This is a genomic window from Algoriphagus sp. AGSA1 (genome assembly GCF_021390545.1).
Lineage (GTDB): Bacteria > Bacteroidota > Bacteroidia > Cytophagales > Cyclobacteriaceae > Algoriphagus.
Genome location: NZ_JAJUWR010000019.1, coordinates 1 through 20,390, shown reverse-complemented (window position 1 = coordinate 20,390; position 20,390 = coordinate 1). Strand labels below are relative to the sequence as shown.

18 protein-coding genes are annotated in these 20,390 nt (G+C 42.3%); 9 read left to right on the top strand and 9 right to left on the bottom strand.

Features of this window, described 5'->3' with window-relative positions; all coding sequences use genetic code 11:
* Positions 1-24: 24 nt before the first annotated feature.
* Positions 25-996, top strand: a complete 972-nt coding sequence (locus tag LZF95_RS15750; RefSeq protein WP_233756062.1) for a deoxyhypusine synthase family protein — start codon at positions 25-27, stop codon at positions 994-996.
* A 3-nt stretch (positions 997-999) separates the two neighbouring features.
* Positions 1,000-2,622: an OmpA family protein gene (locus tag LZF95_RS15745; RefSeq protein WP_233756061.1), complete on the top strand. Its 1,623-nt coding sequence runs from the start codon at positions 1,000-1,002 to the stop codon at positions 2,620-2,622.
* Between the two features lie 208 nt (positions 2,623-2,830).
* Here the strand turns inward: LZF95_RS15745 and LZF95_RS15740 are convergent, their stop codons facing one another.
* The gene (locus LZF95_RS15740; RefSeq protein ID WP_233756060.1) at positions 2,831-4,288 is read right to left on the bottom strand and encodes a Gfo/Idh/MocA family protein; all 1,458 of its coding nucleotides are present in this window, start codon (positions 4,286-4,288) and stop codon (positions 2,831-2,833) included.
* Between the two features lie 249 nt (positions 4,289-4,537).
* Between LZF95_RS15740 and LZF95_RS15735 the strand changes: the two genes are divergently transcribed.
* The 3 genes from LZF95_RS15735 to LZF95_RS15725 all read left to right on the top strand — a co-directional run bounded on the left by LZF95_RS15735 (position 4,538) and on the right by LZF95_RS15725 (position 8,753).
* Positions 4,538-6,136, top strand: a complete 1,599-nt coding sequence (locus LZF95_RS15735) for a family 20 glycosylhydrolase (RefSeq protein ID WP_233756059.1) — start codon at positions 4,538-4,540, stop codon at positions 6,134-6,136.
* Between the two features lie 155 nt (positions 6,137-6,291).
* Positions 6,292-7,641 (top strand): sodium:alanine symporter family protein, encoded by a 1,350-nt coding sequence (locus LZF95_RS15730; RefSeq protein ID WP_233756058.1) that lies wholly within the window; start codon positions 6,292-6,294, stop codon positions 7,639-7,641.
* Between the two features lie 5 nt (positions 7,642-7,646).
* Positions 7,647-8,753 carry a glycerate kinase gene (locus LZF95_RS15725; protein WP_233756057.1) on the top strand — a complete coding sequence of 369 codons (1,107 nt, stop codon included), beginning with the start codon at positions 7,647-7,649 and terminating at the stop codon, positions 8,751-8,753.
* 67 nt (positions 8,754-8,820) lie between these two features.
* Here LZF95_RS15725 and LZF95_RS15720 read toward each other — a convergent pair whose 3' ends face one another.
* The 4 genes from LZF95_RS15720 to LZF95_RS15705 form a co-directional block, all read right to left on the bottom strand.
* Positions 8,821-8,970 carry a hypothetical protein gene (locus LZF95_RS15720; RefSeq protein WP_233756056.1) on the bottom strand — a complete coding sequence of 50 codons (150 nt, stop codon included), beginning with the start codon at positions 8,968-8,970 and terminating at the stop codon, positions 8,821-8,823.
* 70 nt (positions 8,971-9,040) lie between these two features.
* A complete protein-coding gene (locus LZF95_RS15715) occupies positions 9,041-9,223 on the bottom strand; it encodes a hypothetical protein (protein WP_233756055.1) in 183 nt (60 codons plus the stop codon).
* A 128-nt stretch (positions 9,224-9,351) separates the two neighbouring features.
* Positions 9,352-9,708, bottom strand: coding sequence for a response regulator (locus LZF95_RS15710; RefSeq protein WP_233756054.1), 357 nt, complete (start codon positions 9,706-9,708; stop codon positions 9,352-9,354).
* 324 nt (positions 9,709-10,032) lie between these two features.
* The gene (locus tag LZF95_RS15705; RefSeq protein WP_233756053.1) at positions 10,033-10,629 is read right to left on the bottom strand and encodes a DUF4136 domain-containing protein; all 597 of its coding nucleotides are present in this window, start codon (positions 10,627-10,629) and stop codon (positions 10,033-10,035) included.
* Positions 10,630-10,750: 121 nt separating this feature from the next.
* Here LZF95_RS15705 and LZF95_RS15700 point away from each other — a divergent pair, with 121 nt between their 5' ends.
* Positions 10,751-11,233 (top strand): dCMP deaminase family protein, encoded by a 483-nt coding sequence (locus LZF95_RS15700; RefSeq protein WP_233756052.1) that lies wholly within the window; start codon positions 10,751-10,753, stop codon positions 11,231-11,233.
* On the opposite strand, the gene murB is transcribed toward LZF95_RS15700, so the two are convergent.
* Positions 11,230-12,243 carry a UDP-N-acetylmuramate dehydrogenase gene (gene murB, locus LZF95_RS15695; RefSeq protein ID WP_233756051.1) on the bottom strand — a complete coding sequence of 338 codons (1,014 nt, stop codon included), beginning with the start codon at positions 12,241-12,243 and terminating at the stop codon, positions 11,230-11,232. The genes LZF95_RS15700 and murB overlap by 4 nt on opposite strands.
* A 320-nt stretch (positions 12,244-12,563) precedes the next feature.
* Between murB and LZF95_RS15690 the strand changes: the two genes are divergently transcribed.
* Genes LZF95_RS15690 through egtD form a run of 3 tightly spaced genes read left to right on the top strand, consistent with a single transcriptional unit; the run spans position 12,564 to position 15,668 of the window.
* Entirely contained in the window at positions 12,564-13,508 is a 945-nt protein-coding gene (locus tag LZF95_RS15690; protein WP_233756050.1) for a succinylglutamate desuccinylase/aspartoacylase family protein, read from the top strand.
* A gap of 44 nt (positions 13,509-13,552) precedes the next feature.
* Positions 13,553-14,698, top strand: coding sequence for an ergothioneine biosynthesis protein EgtB (egtB, locus tag LZF95_RS15685; protein WP_233756049.1), 1,146 nt, complete (start codon positions 13,553-13,555; stop codon positions 14,696-14,698).
* Between the two features lie 4 nt (positions 14,699-14,702).
* Positions 14,703-15,668, top strand: coding sequence for an L-histidine N(alpha)-methyltransferase (gene egtD / locus LZF95_RS15680; RefSeq protein ID WP_233756048.1), 966 nt, complete (start codon positions 14,703-14,705; stop codon positions 15,666-15,668).
* A gap of 175 nt (positions 15,669-15,843) precedes the next feature.
* Here egtD and LZF95_RS15675 read toward each other — a convergent pair whose 3' ends face one another.
* From LZF95_RS15675 to LZF95_RS15665, 3 genes are all read right to left on the bottom strand, one after another.
* Positions 15,844-17,574, bottom strand: a complete 1,731-nt coding sequence (locus tag LZF95_RS15675; RefSeq protein WP_233756047.1) for a phospho-sugar mutase — start codon at positions 17,572-17,574, stop codon at positions 15,844-15,846.
* A 331-nt stretch (positions 17,575-17,905) separates the two neighbouring features.
* Positions 17,906-18,904 carry a YihY/virulence factor BrkB family protein gene (locus LZF95_RS15670; RefSeq protein ID WP_233756046.1) on the bottom strand — a complete coding sequence of 333 codons (999 nt, stop codon included), beginning with the start codon at positions 18,902-18,904 and terminating at the stop codon, positions 17,906-17,908.
* 91 nt (positions 18,905-18,995) lie between these two features.
* Positions 18,996-20,018, bottom strand: coding sequence for a DNA topoisomerase IB (locus LZF95_RS15665; protein WP_233756045.1), 1,023 nt, complete (start codon positions 20,016-20,018; stop codon positions 18,996-18,998).
* Positions 20,019-20,390: the final 372 nt, after the last annotated feature.

The window sequence follows — 20,390 nt, the reverse complement described above, 5'->3', positions numbered from 1 at the left end:
GATGCTCTAACGAAAAAATATAGAATGAAAATCACTGAATTTTTAAAGCATAATTACCGCCACTTCAATGCTGCGGCACTGATAGATGCCGCTGAAGGGTATAAGACCCATTTGGATAATGGTGGTAAGATGATGGTGACACTCGCGGGAGCTATGTCCACAGCTGAGCTTGGGATTTCCCTAGCGGAGATGATTCGCCAAGATAAAGTTCAAATTATCACCTGTACAGGAGCAAACTTAGAAGAGGATGTTTTCAACTTGGTAGCCCATGATTATTACGAGCGGATTCCAAATTATAGGGAACTTACCCCTGCTCAGGAGCAGGATTTAGTTGAGCGACACATGAACCGCGTCACAGATACGTGTATCCCCGAAATGGAGGCTATGCGTAGGATAGAAAATGTGATCCTTGAAGAATGGGTGAAAGCTGACCAAGCTGGCGAAGCCTATTTTCCCCATGAGTTTTTCTATAAAATCCTACTTTCAGGCCAGTTGGAAGGCTCATATCAAATAGATCCGAAAAACAGTTGGTTGTTGGAAGCAGCCAAGAAAAATCTCCCAATCATTGTTCCTGGATGGGAGGATTCTACGTTGGGAAACATGTTTGCGGGACACGTGATCTCTGGTGATGTAAAGAATGTACATACAGTAAGGACCGGTATAGAGTACATGATGTATCTGGCAGAATGGTACACAAATACGGCTACAACCGAAAGTACTATAGGCTTTTTCCAGATTGGCGGGGGAATTGCAGGAGACTTTCCTATATGTGTGGTGCCGATGTTGCATCAGGATCTACAAAGAGAAAACGTGCCTCTGTGGGGCTATTTCTGTCAGATTTCTGACTCGACCACTTCCTACGGTTCTTATTCCGGAGCTGTACCCAATGAAAAAATCACCTGGGGGAAACTTGGAATCGATACACCTAAATATATTATCGAGTCTGATGCAACGATTGTAGCACCATTGGTATTTGCCATTGTGCTAGATCAATAACTTATGAAAAAAATTATTAACGTGTTTTCTAAAGCAAGCGGCATCATGCTGCTTGCTTTTTGTTTTTCATTAAATAGCCAGGCCCAGAAGGTTGTCTCGCTTTCAGGTGCCAACAGTCCTCAAGACGACATGAATCCTGTATGGATTGGGGAGAATACTTTGCTGTTTACCCGGGCTTTTCATCCGGATAATGTTGGGGGGATCACAGATCCCGGGGATATCTGGATGACCAAAAAATCAGAAACAGGCGAATGGCAGGAGGCGGTTCACAGAGCTGATCTCAGTACAGATGGCTACGATTTTTCTTTGGGACTGGAAGATTTTCTTACCCTGTTGGTTTATCATACCGGAGGGTCAAGATTTGGGATTTACCAATATTCAAAATTTGGCACTGAATGGAATTTTCTCCGGCAGGTAGCTATGCCTGGACTGGATAGCCTCTCGGGACAGGTTACAGGCCGTGTAGGATCGGATGGAAAAGTGATTTTTCTCTCAGGAAAGGGAAAGGATAGTAGAGGAAACGAGGACATTTATGTAAGCGAAAAAAAGGGGGCTATCGAATGGTCAAGGCCTATCAATATAGGTTCGGCTGTAAATACACCTGGTCAGGAAATGAGCCCATTCTATGATGCCAAATCAGGGCAATTGTATTTTTCTTCCAACATGCACGAAGGAGCAAAGGGGAAGGATATCTATATAGCTAAGCGTATGGGAAATGATTGGGCAAACTGGAGCAAGCCGGTGCTTTGGGAGCAGCTTAATACTCCTGGATCGGAAGTCTCCGTAACCTTTATCAACGAGGAAGAAGTAGTCTGGACCAGTACGCAAAATAGTGACGGTTTTGCGGATTTATTGACTTTTGAGGTCATTGTGCCATTGGTTATACCAGAGGAATTTATTGTCGCTAGCCCAGAACCAATTACAAAAAATGAATCACCCCTAAAATCAAAGATTGTTTCCGTGACACCCATTTATCCCGCATCGGCAACAGGGTTTCCTGAAGTAAAAATGACTGAAGAGGATGAGAAAACAGAAGAGCCGATCACTTGGTTTGTAGTGGATGCTAAAAACAAGAAAATGGTGCCATTCACCATAAGTTGGAAGAATGGTGAGAGTACAGTCTCCGCTTCGGAAACCGAATTAATCAAAATCTCTGAACTAATTGACTCTCAGATAGGGGAGATAAAAGTAAGTGCTGAGGGGTATTTTCCAACGTCTGTTCCGATCAGCGAAATCAAATCAGGAGAACCAACCGTGGTATTGATGACAAAAGCGGAATCTGGGAATGTAATAGTATTGGATAATGTGAATTTCAAACGGGGAACAGCTGAACTGGAAGGAGATGAGACAATAGCTTCTCTGAAAGAACTGGCAGACTTTCTTGTGGGAAATCCAGAAATGAAACTACGGATTCATGGACACACGGATAATGCAGGTGATCCTGGATTGAACAAGGCACTTTCTCTGGAAAGAGCTGGTAGTGTCAGGGATTTCCTGATTACCCAGGGGGTGCCTTTTGAAAGCCTAAGAATATCAGGCTGGGGAGGCACCAGACCATTTGCTTCAAATGCCACCGAAGCTGGCAGAGCCAAAAACAGGAGGGTAGAACTCGAAGTGGAACGGTAAAAGAGATTTCTACGACAACCCAAAAAATGCCAGGGGTGTTATTTTCTTTGCTAGCCTGGCCGGAAGACCGGTGACCGAAGTATCCTTCATGGTCATTGTTGACCAATACCGGAGATGATTTAGCCTATTTGCTGGCAACAAAGCGGATTTGCTTATTGATTAAACCTTAAAACGGCTTTGAAATCATCTTTCAAAGCCGTTTTCCTAATTAGAGAGAAAAGTCTCCTCTATATTCGCGTTTCACAAACTGATTGGCAGGCTCAAAGTTGGTGACCTTCATATTTGGCCCATCCCATACGAGTTTTATACCTCTCCCAGGATAGTCAAACTGATCTGGATTGTCCGGTTTAGGGGTTCTGTAGTCATAGCTCCTGATAGCCAGATTTCCCATCAGCACCGATTCTGTCAGTGGCCCCGCAATGGAGAAAGGGGAACTAAGATTTTTGAATTCCTCGGATCCATATCCTGCTATACAGGCGTCCACCCAGTTTTTATAGTGACCACTATCGCCTCCCGGTACTCTATACAGTGTCTCCGGTACATTGATGTCTTTGGTTTTGGAAGTAGGAAGTAGTTGGGGATTGATGCCATAGGTAGAGCACATCATTTTACCTTCGGTACCTTCTATGATTACTCCGTTACCTCCATCACCCATCTGTTCATTTGGTTCCAGCTCCTCTGGTCGGGTAGGCTGGATACCACCATCCATCCAGTGGAATTCCAGATCTGATTTTCCAGGTCTGTCAAAGCGAAGGGTAATATGTGAGGAAGGAGGGCAGCTTTCCGGGAAATATCCTCTTTGGAATTCCCCTACATATACGGAGCCTACAGAACATTCTGCGGATTTAGGATAGCCAAGTCCAAGCACACGGAAAGGAGGCTCCATAATATGACAAGCCATATCACCTAATGCTCCTGTACCATAGTCCCACCAGCCTCTCCAGTTGAATGGAACAAGATTGCCAACATACTCTCTGTAGGGCGCAGTCCCAAGCCATAGATCCCAATCTAAATCCTCAGGAGGTGAAACTGGGGCGGTTGGCCATTGGATGCCTTGAGGCCATACGGGACGGTTGGTCCAGGAATATACCTTGGTGGCTTCTCCGATCAAACCTGCATTATACCACTCTACCATTTTACGCACTCCATCTCCTGAAGACCCCTGATTTCCCATCTGGGTGACTACCTTATATTTCTCAGCTGCCTCAGTCAGCATTCTGGCCTCATAGATATCATGGGCCAGAGGCTTTTGTACATATACATGCTTGCCCATTTTCATGGCTGCCATGGCCGCCACCGCATGTGTGTGATCTGGTGTGGATACAGTGACCGCGTCTATATTTTTCTCTTCCTTGTCCAGCATCTTCCTGAAATCCCTATAGTATTTTGCTTTTGGATGCAGGTCTCTACTAGCTTTGGCCCTACTGTCATCCACGTCACATAGGGCGACGAAATCCACCCTTTCTGTTTTGGTGATTCCTCTTACGTCACCGCCTCCCATACCGCCGACTCCAATACCTGCTACTCTAAGCTTATCGCTGGGGGCAATGAATCCAGGTCCTCCGAGAACGTTGCGGGGAACTATATAGAACCCGGCTGCTGCCAATGCAGAACCTTTCAGAAATTTTCTACGGGAATTCCCAGAACCTAAGTTTTTACTTTTCATTTAATTATTAGTTATGTTAAAGAGGGTTACTGATGTTTTGCTAGTAAGATATTTTAAACTCTCCCCAATAATTTGAGGAATTTGAAATTATCAAAAACTCCCAACAAACTTAAACCCATTCATATAATTCCCAACAGCCATACAGCAGTAAACGTCATGCAAGATAATTACTGTGTTTTATTATAAAATTAAATTATCTTGTCGAGATTATTAAAAAAATAGACAAAGCAAACCCAATCCCGAATTTATATGAAACATTTGCTGTACGCTGTGACTTTACTTGCTGTATTTTCTTTTAGTTCCTGCCAAACTCCAGATGCGGTGAAATTGGAAGATACGGGTATTATCCCTATTCCCCTCATAGTATCATCTTCCTCAGGGGTTTTTGAATTAGGTTCAGGATCGGCTGTTAGATTGATTGGAAGTGGGGATGAGCTACAAAGGGTAGGTGGTTATTTGGCTGAAAGATTACGTCCTGCCACAGGTTTTGAGATCCCGGTCTCAGCGGATAGCGGTGACTTGATTTTAGAGTTAATTGGAGGTGATCCTTCCGAAAAGTATAGTGTTTCCATATCAAAGTCGGAAGTGAAAATAAGCTCCACTTCTGCGGCGGGGCTTTTTTATGGCGTTCAGACACTATTAAAAGCATTTCCGGAGGAGATTGAAAACGACTCTGTAGTGGATGTTCGGTGGGTAATTAGTAGCGGATTAATCGAGGATGAACCGGAATTCGGCTATAGAGGGGCTATGCTCGATGTAGCCAGGCATTTCATCAGTGTAGAAGATGTAAAGCACTACATAGATCAGATGGCAGATTTAAAATTAAACCACCTCCATCTTCATTTGACAGATGATCAGGGCTGGAGAATTGAGATTAAATCCTGGCCAAAACTTACAGAAATAGGAGGGAAAACAGAAGTCGGTGGTACGGAAGGTGGCTTTTATACCCAAGAGGAATACACAGAGCTTGTAAACTATGCTGCGGAGAGGTTTATCACTGTGGTACCGGAGATAGATATGCCTGGTCATACCAATGCCGCTTTGGCATCCTACGGAGAATTGAATCCTGGGGTGAATCTGCCAAATGGTGATCTGGCATCTATGTCCGAAGGCAACATTGATTTTGATATCCTGGATAGAAACCCGATAGCGGCGGAACTTTATACAGGGATTGAAGTTGGGTTCAGCACCTTTGCCACCAATAAAGAAATTACATATGTTTTTGTTGATGATGTGATCAGAGAGTTAGTTGCTCTTACCCCCGGGCCTTACATCCACATAGGTGGTGACGAATCCCATGTGACAGAGAAGGAAGATTACATTTACTTCGTAGAGCGTGTTCAGGAAATTGTCGCAAAGTATGGTAAAACAAGTATGGGTTGGGATGAAATTGCCACTGCAAAGCTAAGTAAAGGTTCTGTGGCTCAATTTTGGGCTTTGGAAGAAAACGCTGTCTTAGCTAAGGAGCAAGGAAATCAAATATTGATGTCACCTGCTAAGCGCGCTTACCTTGATATGCAATATGACTCCACTTCGAGATTAGGATTGCATTGGGCGGCATATATAGAACTGGATGATTCATACAATTGGAATCCCTCTACCTATGTGGACGGAATTGATAAAAGTGATATACTTGGGGTAGAGGCTCCGCTATGGACTGAGACCATTACCAATCGGGCTGATATAGAATACATGGCTTTTCCTAGATTGGCAGCACTTGCAGAAGTGGCCTGGTCTCCAAATGAACGTAGAGACTGGGAAGATTTCAGAAAACGGATAGCTCTTCAAGGACAACGTTGGGAAATCAATGGAATAGAATTTTATAAATCTCCCAAAGTGGATTGGTAACCAGCTTCACATGAAGTAAGAAACCCGGGCTCACCCGGGTTTTTTGTTGTTTCGAAATCCATATTCTTTGATTTTCATGAAAATGAACCTAATATGTGGGTTAATTTCAAATCCTTCCACCGAGCATAAAGCTTGAATAAACTTAAATATCTTAAATGGGCGAATTGATTATTTCCTTCGCAAACTGGATCTGGGGAACCCCAATGCTTGTCATATTAATGGGAGGGGGATTGATGCTCTTGGTACATTCAGGCTTTGTGCCCTTTCGTAAAATAGGACATGCCATCGGCCTGCTTAGCGGAAAATATGATGATGATCTAGCCCCAGGGCAGATTTCTTCCTTTCAGGCACTTTCCGCAGCTATTGCCGCAACAGTAGGACTGGGGAATATAAGCGGGGTAGCCATAGCTATCAACATGGGAGGGCCGGGAGCGATCTTTTGGATGTGGGTTTCTGCCTTTGTAGGTATGGCCACAAAATTTTATACCTGTAGCCTTGCTATCATGTACAGAGGCAAAGATTCTGAAGGGCAAATACAGGGTGGGCCGATGTATGTGATTGAGGAAGGAATGGGTAAAAAATGGAAATTCCTTTCTATTGTTTTTTGTGGAGCCGGAGTCCTTGGCTTGTTGGCGATCTTCCAAGCCAATCAGTTGACTGCTGTGCTACGAACCGTCATCCTAGAACCGGCCGGTCTGGACGAGGGGGATAAAACCAGATGGATTATTGGCATCACTATGATGGTACTGGTGGCTATTGTAATCCTTGGAGGGATTAAAAGAATAGCCGCCGTGGCATCTAAAATGGTTCCTTTCATGGTAGGACTATATTTCGTTACAGTTATTCTTATCGTTTTCAAATACATAGGAGATGTTCCTGAAATGCTCTTTAGAATATTGACAGATGCGTTTACAGGAGAGGCTATGGCTGGTGGGGCAGTAGGGGCCGTCATCATAGTAGGGGCGAGACGTGCCGCTTTTTCCAATGAAGCCGGTATAGGAACGGCCCCGATGGTCCACGGTGCTTCCAAAAACAACGAACCCATACGGGAGGGATTGATAGCTATGCTCGGGCCTTTCATTGACACCATCGTGGTATGTACGCTTACTGCACTGGTAATCATGCTTACAGGGGTCTGGGAATCTACCGAGAAAGACGGAGTGAGGTTGACGTTGGCTGCATTTGATATGGCACTTCCTCATTTTGGCAGGTATCTTTTAATGTTCGCCGTATTGGTGTTTGCATTGTCCACGATGTTTACCTATTCATATTATGGCCACAAATGCTTTGGGTATCTATTTGGAGCCAAGAAAGCTGATTATTACAATTATTTTTACTTGATCACTATAGTAGCTGGAGCTGTAGCTTCTCTTGACGTGGTGGTAAGCCTCGTGGACGGTATGTATGCCATCATGGCAGTTCCCACTATGATCTCCACCTTTTACCTTGCCCCCAAAGTCAGGATAGCTATGAAAGATTATTTTCAGAGAATGAAAAAAGCCTGATAGTAATGAATATCTTGATTGCTCCTAATGCTTTTAAAGGTACTATGAGCGCTGCTGAGGCAGGGGGAATAATTGCAGCTTTTATAAACGAGAACTATCCTTCCTACACCACTTTCTTACTCCCAATTGCGGATGGCGGAGATGGTACCTGCGAGCTGCTTACTGAGGTACTTGGTTTAAAAAAAAGGTGGATATGGTCTTTGGACGTGTATGGAAGACCGATTCTCTGCTCATACGGTTGGGATGATATTTCTGAAAAGGCATATCTGGATATTTCCTCAGCTTCAGGAATAGCCCAGTTAGGCAACGAACCTAAAAACCCTTATGTGGCTTCCAGTTACGGGACTGGCTTACTTATTCAGCAAGTAGTAAGGCTTGGAGCTAAGGAAGTGGTTGTTGGTCTGGGGGGCAGTGCCACGATTGATTTAGGAACAGGGATTCTAGCGGCCCTAGGTATAGCTTTTTTAGATGCGAAAGGAAGGCAATTGACTCCCTATTCGCCAGACTACCTGTCCAGAATCCGACATGTCCAAAAATCCCCAACTATACCAAAAGTCAAGTTTACCTGTCTTTGTGACGTTCAAAATACATTTTTTGGAGATAAAGGAGCTGTTCCGGTATTTGGTCCTCAAAAAGGTCTTGCGCCAAGTGACATCTATTCTTACCAGAGAACCTGCAAAACTGTAGCTAAGCAGCTATTCCAAAAACAAGGGAAAGCGTTTCACGATTATCCGGGGTTTGGGGCAGCAGGTGGGGTAGCGTTGGGCTTGTCAGCTTTCTTTGAGGTAGATATAGAATTCGGCTCCAACTATTTTTTTGATAAAGTGAATCTGAAGACGAAACTGAAAGAGATAGATTGGGTGATTACTGGCGAGGGGAGATATGATAGCCAGTCTTCAGATGGCAAGGCCTGTTATGAACTATTGAAACTGACCCACAAATATTCCAAGAAAATCACTTTAATTACTTCTGGAAAAGAAGGCGGGGCAGAACAATTTGATAAGGTACTGACTTTGCCCGATTTGGATTTTGCTGTTCCGGATTTCAAAAAGAAGGCCAGACAAAATCTTCTGCAGTTACTTTCTTCTGAATTAGACTTCAGCATAGAATAAAAAACAGAAGGTAAGTGACATAAAAAAAGGGAGACTTAAGCCTCCCTTTTAATTAAAGTATAAGTTATCAATGATCAGCTTTACCCTTCTTGGTAAAGGTACTTTTTGTATCAATTGCTGTAATTCCGGCACCTAGACCGATTAAAACACATACAATCACAAGAAAGGTCTGGGCTCCTCCAGCTAGAGGAGAAGTGAAAATATCAAGTAGAGTCATGATCAGTTTTTTGAATTGCTAAAGATTGGCCGAAGATAATTTCTTAATGCCAATTAACCAAAGAATATGGTTAATCGTATTGCTCATCATCATCGAACTCTTCCTCTTCATCATCTTCATCGAAGTCCATAATATTATCGTCGATAAATTCAGTGTCTTCATCGAGATCATATTCATCTTCGAAATCAGTGCCGAAATCATCTTCATCATTGAAGCTGTCGTCATCTTCGAAATCTTCGTCAAAATCCTCCATAGTAGTTTAGATAGGGGTTTTTATAGTGTTGAACGACACGAATTAAATTAAAAAAATCATTTCACACTATAGAGTTCAATATTTTTTTTCAAATTATTTTGGCAAAAAAGAAATACCTCAGTGGAGACTCAGCTGAAAATTGATTTAATGTACTTTTTAATAAGAGGTTTGGACAAATAGTCTTTCACCACGCTATATCTGCTTGCCTTGGTAATGTCTCTCTCATCTACTGAACTGCTCAGGATGTAGATTTTGGCCTCGTTTTTATCAGAGTTAAAATTATCCAGAAAATCCCATCCGTTCATTTCCGGCATGTTCAAATCTAAAAACAAATAATGTGGATTGATCGAGTAAATCTCCTGTAGCGCTTCTTTTGCACTGTGATACTTATAAAAACGACACGGCTCCTTTACATTTCTGGAAATGAGTTTTTCAGTGACAAAGGTACTGATCGGGTCGTCATCTATTAAGACAATTGTTAGCATTAAGTGCAAAAATCAGTTGTTGAAATACAATATATGTATTACAAAAGTAATATGTAATTCATATTTATACAAATATTTTATCAAATAAGAAGCCAACAATGGTTTTTGAAGTAACTAGGGCGGAAAGATGAAATATCAGGGCAAACGGGTCTTTACCAGGAAATCAATCTTCCTTTTTTATTCTTGGCCAAAATATCAGACTAGTCCCAGTCACCCCATTTTCTACGTTGGATCCATTACAGGTACATACATAGATCTTCCCCCGACCGTTTTGATACCTGCCTGCTGGCATTTAGTACCCGAGATTTTTTCAGCAAGCCCCATTTACTGGGATTGTTTTAGATCATTTAAAAAATAAGTGATGATTTTGTCGGTTGTTTTCAGAACTTTCTTGCTTTTGCTTTTTTCACTGCTCACTTCTGTCACACCGGTCAAAGTCATCAGCAATTTATCCTCCCTTGGATCAATAAAGTCCACTATCACCTGGACCAATTCATAAGAACTCGTAGTGCTGTAATTTCTATTGTTGAAGTAAGGGTTGTACATCCATGGATCCCAAACCCTATAACCCCAATAGGGGAATAGATTATTGTTTTGATAGGTTTCTCTCTTTCTGGGATCCTCATTCGAAGTATATCGGATCACCAATTCTGGCTGGGACTTATTATAGACCATGCCATTTGCTTCGAGAGCTTCCTGTAAATGAATCTGTACCTGCTGATCTATAAACTGTGATGAAAAGCTCCGGATCCCTACTTCCTGATTGATTATTACAAAGGAGTTATAGGGTTTTCTAATAGGGAGTTCACTGTTTTCTTTGAATATGTCAATAGAGCTGCAAGAACTGCATAGAATGATGACAAGAAGAGTAAGGGTATTCGCTATTGAACTATGACGATTCATTTTGATTGGTTTTTTCATTCCAAAACGGTTATTGCAAGGGAAAGTTAGGTTCCTGCATTGAAGTAATACTTGGGGCTATTATTTGGGCATTCTTATGCACCTTCCATATCAAGTGTTAATTTTGGCGAAATTGTAAAATATGAACAAACCGGATTTCGACGATATTTTCATGGAGTTGGCAGTAAATCTAGCTAAACGCTCACATTGTATCAAGAAGCATGTAGGTGCTGTGCTGACCAAGGATACCCGGATTATTTCTATCGGGTATAATGGACCGCCGGCAGGCACACATAATTGTGATGTGGAATTTCCAGACCATGGATGTGCGAGAGACAGTAAGGGGAGTTGCTCTTTGGCCCTGCATGCGGAGCAGAATGCTATATTATATGCGGTAAAGAACAACACGACTGTTGAGGGCTCTACCTTATATGTGACGCTTTCACCGTGTCTGGCCTGTTCCAGGATTATCTTTTCAATGGGTATCTCCAGGGTGATTTACCTTTTTTCCTATGCTGAATACAAGGGGATCGGTTCAGATGAAGGAGTTGATTTTCTTAGGAAATTCGGGGTAAGCGTAGATAAATATGAAAAGGTGCTGATAGCCAATGATCCTCTTGTTTAGAGGAAATTTACTTCTGGTTGGATGGAAACATTAAACTTTTCCCAGACGGATTGTTGGATTTTCTCAGCCAAGTCTTTGATCTCGATACCTTCTCCCTCCCCATAATTCACCAAAACCAACGGCTGTTTGCTATGGACGCCCACATTCCCAAACCGTTTGCCTTTCCAGCCACACTGCTCGATAAGCCAAGCGGCGGGTACTTTCACGCCATGGGGCAAGGGATAGCCGGGAATCAATGGGTAATCCTTCTTGAGACTTGAAAAGTGTGTGACGGAAATTGTCGGGTTTTTGAAAAATGATCCCGCGTTTCCGATTTCCTTCGGATCAGGAAGCTTTGATTGGCGGATTTGGATGACGGCATCCGAGATTGCTTTTATGGTCAAGTCTTTAATGCCCGAAGCTTCTAAAGTCTCCCTGATAGCTCCATAATCCGTGTGAAATTCAGGCTTTTTTCCCAACCTAAAGATGACTGAGCTAATGACATATTTACCCTTCAGTTCATGCTTGAAAATACTTTCTCTATAGCCAAAAGCACATCGTTCTGATCTGAACTCTTCAAGTTCTAATCTGTCCATATCCAATGCCTTAAGGCTGTAGAACACATCTTTGACCTCTACTCCATATGCCCCGATATTCTGCATAGGCGATGCCCCGACGGTGCCTGGAATCAAAGATAAATTCTCAATTCCTGCCCAGTTGTTTTCTAGAGACGTGAGTACAAACTCATGCCAAATAATACCTGCCCCAACTTCCACCCAGACATAGTCACTATCCTCACGAATGACTTCTATACCCCCAAGTTCGATTTTGATCACCAAAGCTTGCTGATCTTGGGTCAATAAAATATTACTGCCGCCACCTAAAACCAATACGTTGACTTTCTGGTGCTTAGCCCATAGAATTGCTTCTTTCAATTCGTCAACTGATTTTACAACAACAAAAAACCTTGCAGTTTTATCAATTCCGAAGGTATTGTATGGTTTGAGGGAAATGTTTTCTAGTATATTCATATATGAAGAGTGCCTTGCGAAATAAGCAAGATTTTACTCCAATATGAAATCGATTTGCTCAATTGAGGAATAATGTATTATGCTGGATTGGCCTAAAAAGTCACTCTGGGAAAGGAAAAGTGGCAGCCTGTCTGGCTGAAAAGGATGTAAATAGTACCTTATGCCGTTGGCAGATTGAACTTTGAACGACAGATTATATTGCCTGGCGATACAGGCATGTTTCAGGCAATACCCAGAGCCAAGGTTTTAAAGTTCCGCAGGATCCGCCAAAACCAGTTCGGGAAAGGTCATTTGGCTTTTGAAAAACAAATTGTAAATACATGAAAGAATTGATCATAAATGGCGTTCGGATAAGACCCGGTCAATCTATGAATCTAGAAATAGCGATAGCGAAGCTCCCTACCCATACCTTGATTGATTTACCTATTTTTATCCGATCGTCCAAAATGGATGGCCCCGTGGTTCTTATCAGTGGTGGGGTGCATGGGGATGAGATCAATGGGGTGGTGACAGCTAAACGTCTGCTGGAAGAAGTAGATGAAGGCTTGGAACTGCTAAAGGGAACTTTAATATTTATTCCTTTGGTCAATATCTATGGTTTTCTTTCCAACAGCCGTACTTTTCCCGACGGGAGAGATCTCAACCGCAGTTTTCCAGGAAGTAAAAAGGGATCTCTAGCGGCCAGCATAGCCTTTATTTTAAGCAATGAGATTATCCCGCAGATAGACTATGGAGTGGATTTTCATACAGGGGGAAGAATGCTGAGCAACTTCCCCCAGGTACGTGTGGACTATAAGGATAAGGTGGCAGTTGAATTGGCGAAGGCATTTGCGACTCACTACGTGGTCAACTCTAAGTATATAGAAAAATCCTTCCGAAAAGAAGCCTATAAAGCGCGGAAACATATAATTGTTTTCGAAGGAGGAGAGTCCATGCGTTTGGACGACTATGGGATCGAGGAGGGAGTGAATGGCACAAAGCGGATGCTGGTAAGCTTAGGCATGCTTTCTGACGCACCCGTAGGCCAAGACAGTATCTTTTTGAAAGAAAGCAACTGGGTTCGCGCAAAAGCTTCAGGCATTTTCAATTCTAGTGTCAAAGTAGGGGAATCCGTAAAGAAAGGACAGATTCTGGCACGGATTTCGGATCCCTACGGGCAGGTGAAGATTCCTGTGAAAGCTCCCACGAACGGACATATAATCGGTATGAACAATATGCCAGTGATCAATACGGGGGACGCTTTAGTGCATATTGGCAAGGAGTAATTTGACCTCTTTATCATCTTAAAATATATAAATCAGATTTTTACATGAATTTATCCCGGGCTTTTCAAAACGTAAGAAAGCATTCGATAGACCTTTGCGAAAAATTAATTACCGAGGATTTTGCCTTGCAGGCTTCTGAGGAAGTTAGTCCTCCCAAATGGCATCTGGCTCACACTACCTGGTTTTTTGAGCAATTTATCCTTGTGCCAAAAAATCCTGGATATGTGGTTAAGCATCCCCAGTTTAATTTCCTTTTCAACTCTTACTATAATTCCTTAGGAGCAAGGACTGCAAGAAATCAGCGAGGTCTGATGTCCCGTCCTTCCGTCGAAGAGGTTAAAGTTTACAGACGCTATGTAGATGAAGCAATGTTAAACCTCATTGCAAAGAATGATAAAGAAATTGATGAACTAGTAATCCTAGGGATGAATCATGAGCAGCAACACCAGGAATTACTGATCACGGATTTGAAATATAGTCTTTGGTTCAATCCATTGAATCCAGAAGTGATGGATATAAGGGAATACAGCCCTGAGCACGAGTCAAAATGGATTTCTGTTGATGGTGGGGTTTATGAAATAGGTTACAGCGGTGAGGGGTTTTGCTATGACAATGAACTGAATCCCCATAAAGTGTATATAAATGATTTCTCTATTTCTTCAGCCTTGGTTACAAATGGGGAATATTTGGGATTTATGAAAGCTGGAGGTTACGAAAATCCCACATATTGGCACGATGAAGGCTGGGCATGGGCCAAGGAACAGCAAATAAAAGGGCCTTTGTATTGGGAAGAAATCAAAGGCAAATGGTTTTGTTATACTTTAGATGGGATGCGGGAAGTCGATAGCCGCGCTCCGCTCTCACACGTGAATTTTTACGAAGCTTCAGCTTATGCGGCTTGGAAGGGGTGCAGATTGCCCACTGAGTTTGAATGGGAAGTAGCCCAGGATAGGTTTAGTTGGGGAAAAAGATGGGAGTGGACCAATTCAGCCTATCTTCCTTATCCCGGATTTACGGTCGCGCCAGGGGCAATAGGGGAGTACAACGGGAAATTCATGGTCAACCAGATGGTGCTTCGGGGAGCTTCAGTGGCTACTTCCGCAGGACATTCCAGACCTTCTTACAGAAACTTTTTTCACCCAAAATACAGATGGCAGTTTATGGGTATCCGTCTAGCCAAATCAAACTAAGTTTATGAACGCAAAAAACACAGATTTTGGAACTTTTGCCCAAGACGTGATGCTTGGTCTCAACTCTAAGCCTAAAACCCTACCCTCCAAATATTTCTATGACGCAAAAGGTGATAAGCTGTTTCAGCAGATTATGGCATTGCCTGAATACTATCTGACTAGAAAAGAATATGAGATTCTGGAAGGTCTGCATCAGGAAATTTTAGCAAATATCCTTGCTCTGAAAAAACCTTTTAACTTAGTAGAGCTGGGAGCCGGGGATGGATTGAAAACCAAAATTCTCCTGAGGTTCCTGGTTAATAACAAGATAGCGTTTAGTTATTATCCTGTGGATTTTTCAGGATCAGTGTTGGAAGAATTAGAGCAAAGCCTAGCCCAGGAACTACCTGGTCTGGAGGTAACGCCAATTCAGTCCACCTATAGAGATTCACTTAGGCACCAAGAATGGGAAAATGGGAATCCGAATTTGATTCTTTTTCTTGGAGCAAACATAGGCAACTTCGGTGTGGAAGAAGCTAAGAATATTGTGGATCATTTAAGAGTTGGAACCAAAAAAGGCGATCAGGTTCTTCTGGGGTTTGATTTGAAGAAGAATCCCCAAACTATCCTGGATGCTTATCATGATGCTCAAGGGGTGACGCGTGAATTCAACTTGAATTTGCTGGATAGAATTAACAGGGAACTCGGCGGGGATTTTGACCTAGAGTCATTTGTTCATTGGCCTAGCTATGATCCAGTAAGCGGGGAATGCAGAAGCCATCTGGTCTCCAAAAAATCTCAGTTGGTGAGCATAGAGGCACTCAATCAAACGTTTGACTTTGAAGCCTACGAGTGCATTTTCACCGAAATTTCCAAGAAATACAGCTTCAGTGAAATCAATGCCTTGGCGTTATCAGGAGGGTTCCAGGTGATAGAAAATTTCACGGATTCGGAAGGTTATTTCTCGGATGTGCTCTGGCGGAGAACCTAAGGTTCTTTTTTTGAGGGCATAAATGCACGGTATCATCTGTTGATGATTTATTTGTAAGAGTAGAATCCAGGTTGAAAAATTCAATTTTTTCTTTGATATAATGAATTAGGCTGTTCTTAAACAAAAAAGGCACTGGGGGTATCAGTGCTTTTTTTGTTTAAACGTAATTTGATAATTAGCTGAAGTATCGCTTTAAACCTTCAAGTCTTTCATTGAGTTCGGCTTCAACTTTTCTATACTCAGTAATAGATGACAGCTGGGCATTCACCGAGAAATAGTATTTTATTTTTGGCTCAGTCCCGGAAGGCCTGGCGGAGATTTTGCTACCATCTGCCAGATAAAACTGCATTACGTTGGACTTATCCATATCCAGTTTTTCGGACTTTCCGGTTGTCAGATCTTTCACAGTGCTTTCTTTGACATCTACGATTTTTACTACCTTCACACCATTCATCTCGGAGGGTGGATGATGGCGGAAATCCGTCATCAAAGCCTGAATCTGTTCCGCACCGTCTTTTCCTTTTTTGGTCACAGATATCAATGATTCTTTATAAAAGCCAAACTGGGCGTATATATCCGCAAGTACATCAAATACGGTTTTGCCCTCAGTTTTATAATATGCCATTGCTTCAGCAACCATAGCGCAAGCACTTACGCCATCTTTATCCCGTACAAAATCACCTACCAGGTAGCCGTAAGATTCTTCACCGCCCCCGATGAAGGTTTCTTTGCCTTCCAGGTCCTTGATGATAGCGGCGATATTTTTAAAGCCTGTCAAGACGGAATAGCAGGTTACTCCGAATCCCTCACATATTTTGTCAATCAGCTCTGTGGTAACTATGGTGTTTACCATGAACTGGTTTCCATTCAGTTTACCGCTTTTTTTCCATTGACTTAGTAGATAATAGGTGAGAAATGCCCCGGTCTGATTGCCATTAAGAAGTTCGAATTCCCCAGAGTCATTAGGGACTGCAGCGGCATATCTATCCCCATCAGGATCACAGGCAAGAACCAGGTCAGCCCCAACTTCCTTCCCCAGCTTCAGTGATAGTGTCAAAGCTTCGGCCTCTTCTGGATTAGGATAGATTACGGTAGGGAAATTACCGTCCGGTTCGGACTGCTCCTTTACAATGTTTATATTTTCAAATCCAAAAGCTCTCAAGGCCATTGGGACCATTTTGCCTGAAGCTCCGTGAATAGGGGAAAAAACTATTGGCATATCCTTATTTGCCGCAATAGCATCCGGGGCTAGGCTTAAATCTTTGACCAACTTCAGGTAAACCTCATCGAAGTCCTCTCCAATATACCGGAACAATTCATCATTTTTATTCCAGTTTACATCATCAAAAGAAGTGATCTTTTTTACCTCTTCTATGATCTTTTTGTCATGGGGAGCTACTACCTGGGCACCATCATCCCAGTAGGCTTTGTAGCCGTTATATTCTTTAGGATTGTGAGAGGCTGTGATCATTACCCCGCTTTTACAAGCGTAGTGCCTCACTGCAAATGAAAGCATGGGCGTAGGGCGCATTTCCTTGAAATAAAGCACTTGGATGCCATTTGCGGTTAAGACATTTGCTGTGGTTGTGGCAAAAAGCGTGTTATTGATTCTACAATCGTGGGTAATCGCCACACGTATAGTCTCACCCGGAAAGCACTTTAAAAGGTAATTCGCCAGACCCTGTGTGGCCATTCCTACTGTGTAAACGTTCATTCGGTTAGTGCCTACCCCCATCAGTCCCCGAAGGCCACCGGTACCGAATTCTAGATCCTGATAAAAGGAATCGGTTAACTCCGAGGGGTTTTGGTCAATGAGAGAGCGGATTTGGCTTTTGGATTCCTCGTCGATTTTTCCGTTCAGCCAGGCATTTGCTTTAGCTTGAATGTTGGGGTCTATATTAGTCATAGTGTAAAAATTGTTTAAGGTCCAAGATATATAAAAACACAAAATATGCCATCTGTTTATTTTTTAGGTGTTGAATAAGTGGCAAATAAATTTTCCTATGTTCACTTTCTCTAAACTTGTATGGACTTAGCCTTGAGAAATCGCAATTCGGATTGTTGAAATTTATTCAAAGCGAACCTAGTATAGAAGGCAAAAGGAGTCTGTTGAATGATTTGGGTTTTCACGGAACGAACTCAGAATTTCATTCACTTCTCCTTCAGGCTGAAGATACCCTCTATAGCGGTTTAGATTTATTTATGTGGATTGATATATAGTAACTAATCTTTCTCCTCTAGAGGTCATCTTCTTCTCCTTCTGGTAAGGGATCCTGAGGAGGGGGGATCAAATCACCTTCTTGTATTACTTCCTTTTTTTTTACCCTGGAGTAATTCTTTCTTGGAATGATCCCATAGCCATATCGAATTGAAAATACCTTGGTGAATTCTGCTCCATAGAAGAATATCAGACATGAATAGGAAACCCAAAGCAAAATTAAAATAATCGATCCTGCGGCTCCATAAGTAGATCCAGGCTCTGCAGCACTAAAATAGATACCCAATAAAAATTTGGATATTGAAAATAAGAAAGAGGTCAATAATGCCCCCACCCAAACTGATTTCCACCGTATTTTGGCATCTGGCAGGTATTTAAATATTAAGGCAAACAATATGGCAATAACTCCATAGGAGATCAAAAGGTCCACAATGAATGCGAAGACCACCACGAACTCAGGTAGAATACTTTTGATAAAATCGCTGAACACCGATAATAAGGCTGTCAATAGGAAACTGACGAGCAATAAGAACCCCAGAACCAGCACAAAACCGAAACTTATGGCACGGTCCCATAGTGTATAATACCATTTTACATCCTCGGTCTGTTTCAGTCCCCAAATAGCATTTATCGAAATTTTAAGATGAAAAAAGACTCCGGATGCGCCGAATATCAAAACCCCAACCCCTATAATAGAAGCAATGGTGGACTTTCCGCTATTCTGGGTTTGCTCTACCATACCCGTCATAAACTTTGCGGCTTCGGAGCCCATAGCTGAGGCAAGCTCATCGTTCAGCTGTCCGGTCACCAGATCCACGCCCCAGATTGCTCCCACAGTATTTATAACGATGATCATCAAAGCAGGGAGAGATAGCACGGCGTAATACGCGATCACAGCGCTGAGCCTCCATGGATCAGCAGCGTTCCATTGCTTGAAACTTTCAACAATCAAACTTGGAATATGCGTTAATTTAAATCTTGCTGGTGTAAGATTACCCATGTGTTCTTCAGTTTCCATTAATTGCAGGTGTTCATACTTCACTTTTTGGGAATGTTCCTAAAGCTTCTCCATGTCAAAAAAGCATGCCAAGGGTGGATACCTGATTCGCCTAGTTGCGTTTACCTAACAATATTTTCATAAGTTCAACTTCTTCAGGTTTGTATCCCTCTTCTTCAAAATTTTCAGTTAAGCGATTTTTCGGTGTATGCTGCGAAAGGCAATGATCCAGGATTTCTGGATGAAGATAAGAGCTTTTGCATACTGCCACCGTATGGCCCATTTCCTTAGCCACCAATCCTATAAGAGTTGTTTCAGGTTTTTTTCTTGTCCCCAAGCATAGTTCTTCCACTTCAGCGGCGTGTTTGATACACGTACAATTTGCGCCCCAGGTGCGGAAGTATTTTGCTGTAAAATAATGATCTTCAGGAGCTTCTTCGCTGATGTATTCGTTGAGCGCCGATGAATCTACTGTATGCCATTGGCTGTTCTGTTCGTATCTAAATAGATCATAGCCAGGCAGCTGTGAACAGTCTTTGAGTAAGCGGATGAGTCGTTTGTTTGTAAGGGAAACAGATCTTTCTTTGCCGCTTTTCGCAGTATAGTTGATCAGAAGTTTATTGCCGTCTTCCTTCAGGTGTTTTCTTCTTAAGGTGGTAAGTCCATGTGTTTTGTTTGAGTTTGTGTAGTGTTTGTTTCCCACCCTTAGGTATAATTCATCTAACAGCGCCGTAGCCAGCGCAAGTACTTTTGACTTGCTCCAGGATTTTTTCCTGAGGTCTTTTTGATATCTTTCTCGCAGTTTGGGCAAATAAAGCCCAAACTTGAGCAGGTCATCATATTTGATTTTTTGGGAATATTCTGACCATTTAGGATGATATAAATATTGCTTTCTTCCCTTTTCATCTATCCCAGTTGCCTGAAGGTAACTGTTTTTTTTGGGGCTGATCCACACTTGCTTCCATGCAGGAGGGATGACCATGTTTTCAATACGCTTCAACTGAGATTCATCAGAGAGTTTTTGCTGGTCTTTGTCCAGATAGAGAAAGCCACGTCCCTGCTTTTTTCTATATATCCCCGGTTGGGTGTCCCGGATATAAATGAGTCCTTCGGGCAGTTCAGAAGCTGTGACCATAATGCAATGACATGAGGGTGAATTTTCCAGATCATTACAAGTCCCGTGCAATTGTCTATTATTTTATTCGACTTTGGTTTCTGAAACAACTCCGTAGATCCCGTCTCTATGTTGCTGATTATTTGGTTGTCAGTTTTTTGTGAGAGATATGAGCTTTTTATTTTCTCTTTGTCAATGACCATGTTACCTTGCTAGGTATTGGAAGTCGAAGCTATATCGAAACCTAATGATCCGGGTAAAAAAAGAAAGAGGCTGTCTCAAAAGTAGCTAGTTTAAAAGGCTAGTCGATTTCTCGGCTAGCCTTTCCTGTTTTAACTCAAAACATGTATTTTGAGGTGTGCAAAAACAAGACTTAAATGTAGCCTTTAAGGA